This window comes from Paramicrobacterium salitolerans (assembly GCF_051513965.1).
GTDB lineage: Bacteria > Actinomycetota > Actinomycetes > Actinomycetales > Microbacteriaceae > Paramicrobacterium.
Genome location: NZ_CP195847.1, coordinates 2,810,347 through 2,824,352, shown reverse-complemented (window position 1 = coordinate 2,824,352; position 14,006 = coordinate 2,810,347). Strand labels below are relative to the sequence as shown.

13 protein-coding genes are annotated in these 14,006 nt (G+C 63.3%); all 13 read left to right on the top strand.

The features are described from left to right. The first annotated feature begins 4 nt into the window (after positions 1-4). The 13 genes from ACSAGD_RS13585 (at position 5) to ACSAGD_RS13525 (ending at position 13,957) form a co-directional block, all read left to right on the top strand. Positions 5-853, top strand: coding sequence for a carbohydrate ABC transporter permease (locus tag ACSAGD_RS13585; protein WP_437585175.1), 849 nt, complete (start codon positions 5-7; stop codon positions 851-853). 9 nt (positions 854-862) lie between these two features. Further along, positions 863-1,723, top strand: coding sequence for a carbohydrate ABC transporter permease (locus ACSAGD_RS13580; RefSeq protein WP_437583301.1), 861 nt, complete (start codon positions 863-865; stop codon positions 1,721-1,723). Between the two features lie 80 nt (positions 1,724-1,803). Continuing rightward, positions 1,804-2,592, top strand: a complete 789-nt coding sequence (locus ACSAGD_RS13575) for a ThuA domain-containing protein (RefSeq protein ID WP_437583300.1) — start codon at positions 1,804-1,806, stop codon at positions 2,590-2,592. Further along, entirely contained in the window at positions 2,589-3,704 is a 1,116-nt protein-coding gene (locus tag ACSAGD_RS13570) for a Gfo/Idh/MocA family protein (protein ID WP_437583298.1), read from the top strand. Before ACSAGD_RS13575 ends, ACSAGD_RS13570 begins: the two co-directional genes overlap by 4 nt. Positions 3,705-3,857: 153 nt before the next feature. Continuing rightward, entirely contained in the window at positions 3,858-4,880 is a 1,023-nt protein-coding gene (locus ACSAGD_RS13565; protein WP_437583297.1) for a LacI family DNA-binding transcriptional regulator, read from the top strand. 52 nt (positions 4,881-4,932) lie between these two features. After that, positions 4,933-6,180 (top strand): sugar ABC transporter substrate-binding protein, encoded by a 1,248-nt coding sequence (locus tag ACSAGD_RS13560; RefSeq protein ID WP_437583296.1) that lies wholly within the window; start codon positions 4,933-4,935, stop codon positions 6,178-6,180. A gap of 48 nt (positions 6,181-6,228) precedes the next feature. Further along, positions 6,229-7,203 carry a carbohydrate ABC transporter permease gene (locus tag ACSAGD_RS13555; RefSeq protein ID WP_437583295.1) on the top strand — a complete coding sequence of 325 codons (975 nt, stop codon included), beginning with the start codon at positions 6,229-6,231 and terminating at the stop codon, positions 7,201-7,203. Beyond that, positions 7,200-8,018 carry a carbohydrate ABC transporter permease gene (locus ACSAGD_RS13550; protein WP_437583294.1) on the top strand — a complete coding sequence of 273 codons (819 nt, stop codon included), beginning with the start codon at positions 7,200-7,202 and terminating at the stop codon, positions 8,016-8,018. The genes ACSAGD_RS13555 and ACSAGD_RS13550 overlap by 4 nt, the downstream gene beginning before the upstream one ends. A gap of 3 nt (positions 8,019-8,021) precedes the next feature. Then, a complete protein-coding gene (locus ACSAGD_RS13545; protein WP_437583293.1) occupies positions 8,022-10,001 on the top strand; it encodes a glycoside hydrolase family 127 protein in 1,980 nt (659 codons plus the stop codon). Between the two features lie 155 nt (positions 10,002-10,156). Beyond that, entirely contained in the window at positions 10,157-10,426 is a 270-nt protein-coding gene (locus ACSAGD_RS13540) for a hypothetical protein (RefSeq protein ID WP_437583292.1), read from the top strand. Positions 10,427-10,432: 6 nt separating this feature from the next. After that, positions 10,433-10,954: a LamG-like jellyroll fold domain-containing protein gene (locus ACSAGD_RS13535; protein WP_437585174.1), complete on the top strand. Its 522-nt coding sequence runs from the start codon at positions 10,433-10,435 to the stop codon at positions 10,952-10,954. Continuing rightward, positions 10,896-11,390 carry an Ig-like domain-containing protein gene (locus ACSAGD_RS13530; protein ID WP_437585173.1) on the top strand — a complete coding sequence of 165 codons (495 nt, stop codon included), beginning with the start codon at positions 10,896-10,898 and terminating at the stop codon, positions 11,388-11,390. The genes ACSAGD_RS13535 and ACSAGD_RS13530 overlap by 59 nt, the downstream gene beginning before the upstream one ends. Further along, positions 11,282-13,957 (top strand): hypothetical protein, encoded by a 2,676-nt coding sequence (locus tag ACSAGD_RS13525; protein WP_437583291.1) that lies wholly within the window; start codon positions 11,282-11,284, stop codon positions 13,955-13,957. The genes ACSAGD_RS13530 and ACSAGD_RS13525 overlap by 109 nt, the downstream gene beginning before the upstream one ends. The last annotated feature ends 49 nt before the right edge of the window (positions 13,958-14,006 follow it).

Sequence of the window (14,006 nt, the reverse complement as noted above, 5' to 3'; positions counted from 1 at the left end):
GGCGATGTTCATCGTGCCTGCGGCGGTCTACCTTCTGCTGTTCTTCGGCTACCCCGTCGTGAAGAACCTCCTGATGAGCTTTCAGGAGTACACGACGAAGACGTTCTTCACCGGCGAGGCTCCCTTCGTGGGGCTGACCAACTACCTCACCGTGGTGAACAGCAACCTGTTCTGGCCCTCGATGATCAACACGGCGCTGTTCACCGTCGGGTCAATCGTCGGTCAGTTCGTGATCGGCCTCGCGCTCGCCGCGTTCTTCAAGCGCCGATTCCCGCTCAGCGGGTTCCTCCGCGCGATGCTGCTGCTGCCGTGGCTGCTCCCGCTCATCGTGGCGAGCGCCACCTGGCGCTCGATACTCGACAAGGACAGCGGCATCCTCAACCAGTTCCTCACGGGCATCGGCCTCGACGCCGTGCCCTGGCTGACGAGCCCGTCCGTCGCGCTGACTGCCGTGATCATCGTGAACATCTGGGTCGGCATCCCGTTCAACGTCACGATTCTCTACGGCGGGCTGCAGGACATACCCGATGAGCTCTACGAAGCGGGCGCTCTCGACGGGGCGACCGGATGGAAGGCGTTCTGGCACATCACATGGCCGAACCTGCGACCGGTCGTGAGCGTCGTGCTGGTGCTCGGCGTCGTGTACACGCTCAAGGTTCTCGACATTATCCTCGGTCTGACGAACGGAGGGCCGGCGAATGCGACGCAGACGCTGTCGATCCGCTCGTATCAGGAGTCGTTCGTGAACTTCGAGTTCGGTGTCGGTGCCGCGTTCAGCAACATCCTGATCCTGATCTCGCTCGTATTCGCGATCATCTACCTGCGCGCCAACCGCCGCGCCGTTGACGAATAAGGAGGAATCATGACGACGGTGCTTCTCACGGTCGACGCTGCAGCGGTCAGGAGGGCGCGGGCGCGCTCCACACGGTCGGTCGCCTACACCGTTCTCGGCGTACTGTTCCTTGCGATCATGCTGTTTCCCGTCTACTGGATGATCAACGCATCGCTCCAACCGTCGGGGAACACGCTGACCGCCGACTTCTTCCCGTGGAACCCGAGCTTTGCCGGCTATGAGAAGGCAATAGCCGATCAAGGCGGAAACCTGGTCACGAGCCTCATCGTCTCGCTCGGCACCGTCGTGCTGAGCCTTGCGATCGCCGCTCCGGCCGCCTACGCGCTCGCGCAGTTCCGGTACCGCTTCATCAATGTGGCGCTTCTCGCGATCCTCATCGCCCAGATGATCCCAGGCATCGTCATCGCCAACGCGCTCTATGCGGCATACAACGATCTCGGCCTGCTCAATTCGATTCCCGGACTGATCCTCGCCGACGCCACGCACGCCATCCCGTTCGCGATCCTCATTCTACGCGCGTTCATGCTCGGCATCCCGCCCTCAATCATCGAAGCGGCCCGCGTCGACGGTGCCGGCCAGGTGCGCGCCTTCGTGTCGATCGTGCCGCCGATCGCAAAGAACTCGCTGATCACCGCCGGGCTGTTCGCGTTCCTGTTCTCCTGGAGCGACCTCCTGTTCGCCCTGACGCTCACGACGACGGAGGAGATCCGCCCCGTCACACTTGGCATCTACCAGTACCTCGGAACGCAGGCGTCGAACTGGAGTGCCGTCATGGCAACGGCCGTGCACTCGTCGATCCCGGCGATCGTTCTGCTGGTTCTCGCTCAGAAGTTCATCGCCGCGGGAGCGACGGGGGGCGCAGTGAAGTAGCGCAGAGAATCCCGGGTGGATGCTGCGACAGCATCCGCCCTCATCACCGTCGAACCCGAAACGCAGAAGTAAGGAAAAACATGTCTGGAATCACCACGCCCGACTATCCGATCAAGGTTGTCGTCTGGGGCGAGAACCGTCACGAGCAGGTGCAGCAGAACGTGCGCGACATCTACCCCGATGGCATGCACACGACGATAAAGGAGGGGATCGATGAGAACCTCGGCGACCGAGCGATCGTCACGACAGCGACCCTCGACGATCCCGAGCACGGGCTCACCGAAGAAGTGCTGCAGAACACGGACGTGCTCGTCTGGTGGGGTCACGCGGCCCACGCCGAAGTCGCGGACGAGATCGTCGAGCGCGTGCACCGTCACGTTCTCGCGGGCATGGGGCTTCTCGTGCTGCACTCGGGGCACTGGTCGAAGATCTTCGGCAAGCTCATGGGCACGACGTGCACGCTGCGCTGGCGCTCCGAGGGCGACCGCGAGATCGTGTGGACGGTGAACCCTGCGCACCCGATCGCGCGCGGCATCCCGCACCCGTTCATCATCCCCCAGCAGGAGATGTACGGCGAGTTCTTCGACGTGCCGGCGCCCGACGAGCTCATCTTCCTCTCGACGTTCTCGGGCGGCGAAGTATTCCGCAGCGGCATGACGTACAAGCGCGGTTACGGCAAGATCTTCTTCTTTAGCCCCGGCGACCAGGACTACCCGGTGTACCACCAGAAAGAGGTGCGCCAGGTCATCGCGAACGGCGTCGAATGGGCAAAGACGCTGCGGCCCCAGCGCACCGACCCGACGCTATTGCGCTACGAGACCGAGGACTTCTACACCGGCCACGGCTACCAGGGAGCGATGCACAATTGAGCGCGTTCAGAACGGTCACGGATGCCGCGCCGCTTCGACTCGTGCAAGTCGGGGCGGGCGGCATGGGGCGACAGTGGATCGACGCGATCGCGGCGAACCCCGACGTCGAGCTCGTCGGGCTTGTTGACCTGAAGGCGGAGGCTGCGCACGCGGCCCTTGCGCAGTCGGGACTCGAGGGCGTCGCTGTCGGCACGAGCGTGTCAGAGATTGCGACGCAGACGGGAGCGCACGCGGTTGTGAATGTGACGGTTCCGATTGCGCACCATCCGGTGAGCGTCGAGGCGCTCTTCTCAGGGCTTCCGGTGCTGTGCGAGAAGCCGGCGGCGCCGACCGTCGCCCAGGCGCTGTCGCTTGCTGCTGCAGCATCCCTGAGCGGCGAACTGCTCATGATCAGCCAGTCGCGGCGATATTATCCCGAGCTCAGCGAGCTTCGCGGCATCACGCGGAGGCTGGGCGAGATCGGGATGGTGACGACCGAGTTCTTCAAGGCACCGCACTTTGGCGGCTTCCGTGAAGAGATGGAGCATGTGCTGCTCGTCGACATGGCTATCCATGCCTTCGATGCTGCACGCTACGTTCTCGACGCCGACCCGGTGTCGGTTTACTGCGAAGAGTGGAATCCCCGCTACAGCTGGTACGACGGCGCGGCGAACGCGACGGCGGTTTTCGAATTCGAGGGCGGAACCCGCTACGTCTACACGGGCAGCTGGTGCGCCGATGGCGAAGAGACTTCGTGGAACGGCAGCTGGCGGATCAACGGCGCGGGTGGGACGGCGACGTGGGACGGCGAGCGGATGCCCCAGGTGCAGCGCGTCGGAGATGCGGAGGCGGCGGTTCCGGATGCCGCCGCGCCAGCGATCCCGCGCGAGATCGCGGGGTCGCTAGCCGAGTTCGTCTCGGTGCTGCGCTCCGGAAAGACGCCGTCCGGCGAAATCCACTCGAACGTCTACAGTCTCGCTATGGTCGAGGCGGCGGTTCGCTCGGCGGAGACCGGCGCCCGCGTCCGCATTGCCGACGTGATCGAGGGGGCCCAGCGCGATGCGATTGCGGCGGAAGCTCGCGACGACGTTCGCGCGGAACTTGACGCGAATGCGATGGGCGCACGTCGGTGAGGCAGTGGAACTCCCCCTGACGCCAGTTCGCTGAGGATTCCCCGGAACCGAAGGTTTCGTCATCCGGGGAACCGCTCTTGCGCACCCGGTCTTCTTCGAGCTATCATCGAACCGGTTCGAGTCGAACCGGTTCGAGAAATTGAAGGAGTCGCGGTGCCCACCATCGGAGATGTGGCGAGCCTTGCTGGCGTGTCGCGCAGCACGGCCTCCTATGCGCTCTCGGGAAAGCGTTCAATCTCTGAAGACGTGCGACGTAAAGTCAACGAAGCGGTTGAGCAACTCGGCTACACGCCCAACGCCGGGGCGCGTGCCCTCGCGACCTCCCATACCAAGATCATCGGCCTGCTCGCCCGCTTCCTCGAAGACGAGTTCGCCCCAGCCATGCTGCAGTACATCCGCGGAATCAGCGAGATGGCAGCGCAGCTCGGTTACGACACCCTCCTCGTTTCGGAGGAGGACGGGGTCCGGGCGCTGCAACGACTGTCCAACACACGCATGGTCGACGGCTTCGTTCTGCTCAACGTCGCCGAGCACGATGATCGGTTACCCACCTTGCGAAACGCGAGCCAGCCCGGGGCGCTCGTCGGACTTCCGGACAATACGACCGGAGTCGACGTATTCGACCTCGACTTCGAAGCGGCCGGGCGCCTCATGGTCGACCGCCTGCACGAACTCGGGCACCGCGAACTTATCCTCGTCTCGCAGCCCGAACACGTGCTCAAGCGTGGCGGCGCGTACGTCTGGCGTCTCGCCAACGCGGCGTACGAACGGGCGGAGCAGCTCGGTGTTGCGCTGCATCGCTACTTTGGCGCATCGAGTCAGCCCGAGATCGGGAACGACCTCCATGGCTATTTCGATGCGCATCCCGCCGCAACAGGCCTCCTGCTCAACAACGAAGCGGCAGCGGCCGCTTTGCCGACGGTGCTTCATGAGCGCGGCATGTCATCCCCGCAGAGCATCTCCGTCATCGGCCGGTACTCGGACGACTTCGCGAAGACCTTCTCGCTTCCGTACTCCGCCATCGACAGCGCGCCGCACGAACTGGGCCGTCGCGCCGTTCAGCAACTCATTTCCCGCATCGAAGGCGCATCGACTGAAGCGGATCGAACCGTCGAACTCATCCCGCCTGTCATCAACGACCGCGGCAGCATCTCTGCTCCACCTCCCATCGCTTAAGCCCATCAATTAACCCCGACCCCTCGGGTTTCCTGTTCAAGGAGGAACGACAATGAAGAGAACGAGCGTAACCCTCGCCATGGCAACGGTCGCCGTCGCCACTGCCGCACTGGCCGGCTGTTCGAGTGCGGGCGGAGACAGTGGTGATGAGGCAAGCGGAACGTACACGTGGTGGGACCCGTACCCGCAGCACGAAAAGGACTCCGATTGGGAAAAGCGCGTTCAAAGCTGCGGCACCGAGGCAGGTGTGAAGATCGAACGCACCGCGTACGACACGACGTCTCTGACGAACCAAGCTCTGCTCTCCGCCCAGGAGGGCACGTCGCCCGACATCATGCTTCTCGACAACCCCGCCGTCTCGACGCTCGCCGAGACCGGGATGCTCACTACTGTGGACGAGCTCGGACTCGACGTTTCGACTGTCGACAAGAACCTGATTGCTGCTGGTCAGCTTGACGGCGAGACCTACGGCATCCCGATTGGTGCCAACACGCTTGCCCTCTACTACAACGCCGACATCCTGAAAGAAGCCGGTGTCGACCCGAGCGCGATCACGGATTGGGACAGCCTGACCGCTGCCCTCAAGGCCGTCACCGATGCCGGTCATAAGGGCATCACGTTCGCCGGAATTAACACCGAAGAGGGCTCGTTCCAGTTCCTCCCCTGGTTCTGGGGAGCGGGAGCTGACCTCACGCAGCTTGACTCTCCCGAAGCCGTCGCCGCTCTCGAATTGTGGTCTGGATGGCTGGACGCCGGCTACGCGCCGAACTCGGTGATCGGCAACTCCCAGAACACCACATGGGAGGAATTCCTGACTGGTGATTTCGCATTCGGCGAGAACGGCACATGGCAGGTCAACAGTGCGGCCGAGGCCGAATTTGAAACCGGCGTTATCGAGTTGCCTGCCATGGACGGAGGAGTCGCGCCTGCGCCGACCGGTGGTGAGTTCATCATCGCGCCGGTTCAGGAAGACGACTCGCGCTACGAGGTGTCGCGTCAGATCATCGAGTGCATGACGACGCCGGAAGGCTTCGTCGAGACCGCGAACACCTTCGCCTATTACATCCCGCCGACCGAGGACGGCCAGGACGCCTTGCTCGAGGAACACCCTGAGCTCGAGACGTGGGTGAGTGCTGTGCAGTCGGCCAAGGGCCGCACGAGTGACAACCTCGGGACTGACTACCCGGTCATCTCTGAGCAGCTCTGGACCGCCGTGCAGAACGCTCTCTCCGGTGCTCAGTCGCCTGAGGAAGCACTCAAGCAGGCTCAGTCGGCTGCTGAGCAGGCCGTCAACAAGTAAATTTCTCGTGCCCGGGGACTGCGTTCCCGGGCACGACATCAAGGAGACATGATGACGATCTCGAAGCCACGCACGAGCGGGGGAGGGCCGCCGACCGACACGGTCTCCGCGACCGTGCCTCGCAAGACGCGGGTCGTCGTGCGAGGAAAGGTGAACTGGGCGGCGATCGCATTTGCCGCTCCGCTCGTCATCTACCTTCTCGCGTTCTATGCTTACCCGCTGATCCGCAGCATCGACCTCAGCGTCCACGACTACACCATCCGCGCTTTCGTGCAGGGTGACGCTGAGTTCGTGGGCTTCGCGAACTACACGGAGATCTTCTCGTCAGGCCTGTTCGGCAAGGCGATCTGGAACACCGCGGTCTTCGTCTTCGTGTCGCTGATCTTCCAGTACGCGATCGGTTTGGCGCTTGCCGTCTTCTTCCGCTCGAACTTCCGGCTCTCCGGCATCCTGAGAGCGCTTTTCCTCGTGCCATGGCTGCTTCCGCTCATCGTCTCCGCCTCGACGTGGTCGTGGATGCTGAACAGCGAGAGTGGCATCATCAACTCGTTCCTTGGCGCGTTCGGGATCGGGCAGATCAACTGGCTCACCTCGCCGGACACCGCCATGCTCGCGGTCGTGATCGCGAACATCTGGCTCGGCATCCCATTCAACCTGGTCATCCTTTACTCGGGACTGCAGAACATCCCGAGTGACGTGTACGAAGCCGCATCCCTCGACGGAGCCAGTGCCTGGCGGACGTTCTGGTCGATCACCTTCCCTCTGTTGCGGCCGGTGTCGGCGATCACGCTTCTGCTCGGTCTCGTGTACACCCTCAAGGTCGTCGACATCATCTGGATCATGACCGCTGGTGGGCCGGCGAACTCGACAACGACTCTCGCGATCTGGTCGTATCGAGAGGCGTTCGGAACGGGCATGCCGGATCTGTCCCCGGCGGCCGCCGTTGGAAACGTGCTCATCATCATCGCGCTCATCTTCGGCTTCCTCTATCTCCGAGTGCAACGACGTCAGGAGCAATCATGACCGCGCGTCGACGGCCGTGGAAGACAATCGTCGGGCTTCTTCTGACGGCCCTCATGCTCTTCCCTGTCTATTGGATGATCAACGTCTCGCTTACCAAGACGCAGGACCTCCGGGTGACCCCGCCGAATATCGTGCCGCTCGAGCCGACGTTTGAGGGATACATCTCCGTCTTCAACCAGCAGCTTCCCGCTCTCGGCACAAGCCTGATCATCGGGCTCGGCTGCGTCGTCTTCACCGTCGTCGTCGCCGCGCCCGCGGCATACGCGATATCGCTTCTCCGACTTCGCGGAGGCGGCGCGCTCAACTTCATTCTTCTCGTAGCGCAGATGATTCCTGCGGTCGTCATGGCAATGGGGTTCTACGCCATCTACGTGAGACTTGACCTGCTGAACACCGTGTGGGGGCTCATTCTCGCCGACTCGACGATCGCGATCCCGTTCGCGGTGCTCCTGTTCACCGCCTTCATGAGCGGGCTGCCGAACGAGCTCATGCAGGCCGCTCGCATCGACGGGGCAGGGGCCGTCCGCACCTTTTTGTCCATCGTCATGCCGCTCAGTCGCAATTCCGTTCTCACCGTGTCGCTGTTTGCGTTCCTCTGGGCGTGGTCAGACTTCGTCTTCGCTTCGACGCTCAATCGAAACGGCGACATGATCCCCGTCACTCTGAGCATCTACGCGTACATCGGCAACAACACCACTCAATGGAACGCCATCATGGCGACCGCCGTGGTTGCCTCCGTCCCTGCAGCGATCCTCCTGGTCGTTGCCCAGCGATACGTCGCCGCGGGTGTCACCGCCGGCGCAGTAAAGGACTAGACAGTGACCGACTACGCTTCCCGCGTCGTTTCCGGCTTCCCGACAACGCAGGGCGGTGCTGCGCCGGCCAGCGCCGTTGCGCCGTCGCGCGGCCCGCGCCGAGGGGCCTTCGGAGCGGAAGTGAGCTTCGACGCCTCTGGCTTCTGGGGCTCGCGCCAGCGGGTGAACGCCACGGCGACTCTCGAGCACTGCCTCGACTGGATGGAGCGCCTGGGCTGGATCGAGAACTTCGACCGTGTCGCTCGAGGCGAGGTCACGTACGACAGGCCGGGGTGGCAGTTCTCCGACTCGGAACTGTACAAGCTCATGGAGGCGATGGCGTGGGAGTACGGCCGCACCCATGACTCTGTGATCGACAGGATGTTCCGCGATCTCACCTCCCGCGTCAGTGCTGCCCAGGATGCCGACGGGTACATCGGCACCGCTTTCGGGCACTCGGGTCTTCCTCCGCGCTACTCGGACCTGTCGATGGGGCACGAACTTTACAACATGGGCCATCTGCTGCAGGCCGGCGTCGCCCGGCTTCGCACGGTCGGCGATGATGAACTCGTGGACGTTGCCCGTCGCGCGGCAGACCACATCTGCCACGAATTCGGCCCCGATGGTCGTCAGGGAATTTGCGGTCATCCCGAGATCGAGGTCGCGCTCGCCGAGTTCGGCCGCGCGACGGGCGAGCGAACCTACATCGACCAGGCGCAGCTGTTCATCGAACGCCGCGGCCACGGCACGTTGCCCGTCCGGCCGCTCCTCTCTGCCGCGTATTTCCAAGACGACGTCCCGGTCCGCGACGCAGACGCGCTGAGGGGCCATGCCGTTCGCGCGCTGTACCTTTCCGCCGGTGCTGTTGACGTGGCCGTGGAGAACAGCGACGGCGACCTGCTCGCCAGCCTAGAACGGCAGTGGGAGCGTACCGTCGCCCGCCGGACATACATCACCGGCGGCATGGGTTCGCGGCACCAGGACGAAGGTTTCGGCGACGACTGGGAGCTGCCGGCCGACCGTGCTTACTGCGAGACGTGCGCGGGAGTGGCCTCCGTCATGTTCTCCTGGCGCCTCTACCTTGCCACGGGGAAGGTTCAGTACATCGACCTGATTGAACGCACGCTCTTCAACATCCTCGCGACGGCAGTTCGCGCAGACGGGCGCGCGTTCTTCTACGCGAACCCCCTGCAACAGAGAGAGACGGGCGACGCGGCCGAGCTTGATGGTCCGAATCTGCGTGCCGAGGGCAGCATCCGTGCACCATGGTTCGACGTGTCGTGCTGTCCGACCAATGTCGCCCGCACCCTCGCCTCACTTCACATGTATGCGATTTCAGTAGAAGACGACGTCGTGTCGCTTTTGCAGTACGCGTCGGGCGAGGTCGAGGTGGAACTCGGCGAGGAGAAACTGGCATTCAACGTCGTGACCCGCTATCCCGATGATGGCACCGTGCGTATTGAGGTCAGCGAGGCCCCAGACCGCGAGGTCACGCTGCGGTTGCGGGTGCCGAGTTGGGCCGACAAGGCGAAACTTGAGGTCGCCGGACAGCGTGCCGTGCGTCTCGAGTCGGGCTGGTTCGACGTACAGCGGCGATTCTCCACTGGAGACGTTCTCGTTCTCGATCTCTGCGCCCGACCACGGCTCACGTGGCCGGACCCTCGCATCGATGCTTTGCGCGGCACTGTCGCAATCGAAAACGGGCCGCTTGTGCTCTGCATCGAATCAACGGACCTGCCCGACGGCGTGGCGCTCGAGGACGTGCGCATCACAGCTGACGCTCCGATCGAGATGGATGCAGATGACGTGGTCGTTCGAGCCGTCGCCGTCGCTGAGCCGGCCGGGCCGACGACCGGTCCAGGCGCGCTCAGCCAGCGCCCGACGACGTCACCGCAATTGGAGTTCACACTTCGCGCCGCGCCTTACCACCAGTGGGCAGAGCGCCAGCCGTCGACCATGCGCGTGTTCGTGCCGACGGGGGAGCACGAAGCAGCACCCCGCTGACCGTGCGCCCGCGCCGAAGTGATTTCTGCGCGGGAACTGACAATGACACCGAGACAGAGAGGTACTCGATGAAGATACATCGACATGCGCGTCAGTCCGCGCGCGGAAGAAGCACAGCGGCACTTGCCGTTGCATCGCTCGCCGCGAGTTTCGTCGTGGCTAGTGGTGTTCCGGCGTACGCCGCTACACCAGACCCTGACCTGCACTACGCAATGGACGAGCTGACCGGAACGACGGTCGCCGACAGTTCAGGTAATGGCTGGGACGGCGAAACGAACGGCAAAGTGGAGCTCGTGGCATCCGATGAGGGCTCGGCCCTCGATTTGCAAGGCGGCCACGTCATTGTCCCGCGAGAAGTGCTTGACGGGGCACAGGATCTCACTGTCGCAACGCGTGTTCGTTGGGACGGTGATGGCGGCGCCTGACAGTGGATTTACGCACTCGGAACCGATAACAGCCGCTACCTCTTCTCGTCACCCTCTAACGGTGATGGCAACCTCAGAACCGCGCTCACGCGAAACGGAGGCGGCGCTGAATCGCAGAACACTGGTGTCGGCCCGCTGCACGTTGGTGAATGGGTCGATCTCGCTGTGAAGGTAGACACTGAAGCGAAGGAACTGACGACGTACCTCAACGGTGTCGCTGTGGTCTCGACGAAGACCGACATCAGCGCTGCCGAGCTGTTGACCGACGAGGCGACGTCGGCGGGGTACATTGGCAAGTCGTTCTATGTCGACCCGATGTTCAACGGTGCCGTTGACGACTTCAAGATCTACCGCGCGGCGCTGACGCCCGGGCAGGTCGCCGAGATTTCGGCAGAAGAAGCTCCGACACTCGAGAAGCTCACCACGAGCGCTTTCGCGATCCGCACGACGGTCGGGACGCCCCCCCGAACTGCCCTCGTCGGCGCAGGCGAGCTACACCGACGGCTACACTCGCTACGTTCCGATTGAGTGGGGCGAGATCGACCCTGCTGCCTACGCCAAGGGCGGCGAATTCACGGTCAACGGAACGGCGGCGGACGTGGATGTCACGGCCACTGTCGAGGTGCACCGCGGAGAGGTGAAGATCGATCTGGGCAGCGACACCGGAAAAGTTCACGGAGGCGCCTCCGGTGTGCTCTACGGCCTCTACGACGACGGGATGCTGACCGCGAACCTCATTGAGGGCATGAACGTCCGGAGCGTCGCGACGAAGGCGCAGGACGGCTCTCAGCATCCAGGATCTGACGCCCTTGAAATCTGCCGACGCTCGCTGACACCACCGGCGGGGACGTGTACTTGCGAATCACAGACTGGTACCGCGGCTTCCCTTACCAATGGCCGGGCGACACGCCTGCGGAGAAGCTCGCCGACTATCGCTCCGTTCTCGACGCGCAGCTCGCGATGATCGCCGAGGTTCCCGCTGACCAGCGCGAGCACCTCGTCATCGAACCGTTCAATGAGCCGGAGGGTAACATGTTCGGCACGGGAGAGTGGAGTCTGAATGGCACCTCCTGGCTCGATGATCCCGACGACTACTTCGCCGCGTGGGACTCCACATACAAACGCATCAAGGAAGTTTTCCCCGACATACGGATTGCTGGTCCGGGGACGAGTCTCCTGTTCAACCAGGTTCAAGGGTTCCTGACTCACACTGTCGAAGCAGATACCGTGCCGGATATCATCACGTGGCACGAACTGACGCACCCGCAGGCGATTCGCGATTCTGTCGCCAAGTTCCGTGGCTGGGAGAAGGACGTCTTCGCGGGCACCTCGTATGACGGTACGGTGCTTCCGATTAATGTCAATGAGTACGCGTTCAACTACCACACTTCCGTGCCGGGCCAGATGATCCAGTGGATCTCCGCCATCGAGGATTCCAAGGTCGATGCGATGATCGCGTTCTGGAACATCAACGGCAATCTGTCCGATTCGGCGGTGCAGTCCAACCGAGCCAATGGCCAGTGGTGGCTCTACAACGCCTACGCCCAGATGACCGGGCACACGGTCAGTCTTACGCCTCCCTCGCCCGGTGAGAACTACACGCTCCAGGGAGTGTCGAGTCTCGATGAGGAGAAGCGCACCTCGCGCACGATCATCGGTGGCGCAAGCGGCAATGCACCTGTGGATTTCGTCAACGTTCCGCGTGATGTCTTCGGCGACACCGTCCGCGTCGCGGTCCGACAGATTCCGTGGACGGGACAGCTGGGCGACTCCGCGCAGCCGACATTGCTGGGTGAGCAGATTCTCTCGGTCAGGGACGGCAAAGTGACGATCGACTTTGGTGGCGATCAGTTACCGAAGCTCATCGAGTCGTCTGCCTACGAAATCATCGTCACTCCCGCCGGGAATGCCGAAGCGCGTGCCTCAGATGCTCGGTGGCACGCGAGCTACGAGGCCGAGGACGCCGCTCATTCGGGCAGCGGTTATTCACGTAACGGCCCGGAGGGCTCACCCTCAAACGTGGGCAACTTCTACACCTCCGGCGGATACGACGTGGGTGGCCTGCGTACGGGGTCGGACGTGAAGCTTGACTTCACGGTCGAGGTTCCCGACGACGGTGCGTACGATCTGTCCGTCTTCGCCAACAGTCAGAACACCTATGAACTGGTCAAGGAGCAGGGTCCGACGAACGTCTTCCTCACGGTGGACGGCGCCGCAGAGCAGGAGCTATACCTCCCGCTTGGCTACAAGTGGCTGGTGTGGGACCACACCGACACCGTAGTTGAGCTCACGAAGGGTACGCACACGATCTCGCTGTCGGCGAAGAGCCTCGACGGATCGAAGTCCACCGTGGGTGACGCTATCGTCGACCGCATCACGCTGACTCGTGCTGCTGACCCCGACGCCGAAGCTGTCTATGAAGCCGAACTGTCTGACTACACGGGCAGCCTGAGTGTCGACCCTGCCGCAGCCAAGGTCGCCGCACCTGGCGCCGGAACTGTCACGCTCTCGCACGGCGAGACGGCGACATTCTGGGTCTACGGCGAAGCAGATGCTGAAGCGACCGTGGCCGTGGACGCCGTCGAAGGTGCTGCCGGCAACGTGCTCGTCAACGGATACAGCGTGCTGTCTCTGGACAAAGCGATGTCGGCGGCGGTCCACCTGCAGGGTGGCGTCAATAAGATCACGGTCGTCGGCGAGGGAGCGGGTGCCGTCATCGACCGCCTGCGAATCGGTGCGTCGCAAGAGGTCCTCACAACCACCGAATACCAGGCGGAGGATGCCGCAACAAGCGGTGATGCTGCCGTCGTCGACCTGACGCTCGCCGAGGGCAAGCAGGCCGTGGGCGGTATCGTCGGAGAGCCCGGAAACGAGAACACCCTCACCTTCACGGTATCGGCGGCGGAGGCCGGCCCGCACGCAGTGGTGGTGCGGTTCTCGAACCCGGAGCAGATCCCTGCCACGCACTATAACCCAAACCCCATGGCGCGTCACGCTGATATCAGCGTGAACGGTGGCGAAGCGTCGTCTTTCCTGTTCGTTCCTACCTTCCACGAAAACAACTTCTGGGAGCGCACGCTGACTCTCGATCTTGAGGAAGGGGAGAACACTATCACCTTCTCTGCCGAGGAGGAGCCTAACTTCGACGGCGAGACCTACGCAGAAGACAACTGGCCGGGAATCCCGCTGCGGGCTGACCATTCACCGATCATCGACCGGATCACAGTGTCGCAACTTGCCGCTCTCGCGGCAGACGACGACGGTGGTGAGCCGGGCGAAGGCGACGGTGCCGGTGATGACGGTGATGTCCCAGGAACCGGCGACGGTGACGACGGCGCCGGTGGCTCCGACGGATCGGCACCCGGTGGCGGTTCGCAATCGGACCAGAACGGTGACGGGACAAGCGACAACGCGAGCGGCACGTTGCCCTTCACCGGAGCAGACGCCCTCGCTGGGATCCTGGTGGCCATCGCCCTCATTCTCGGCGGAGTAACGACCGTCCTCGTGCGGCGCCGAATGGGTAAGAGGTAGTCGACGAACTCCTCAAGCTGCCGTGGCCGGATGCGCACATCGCGTATCC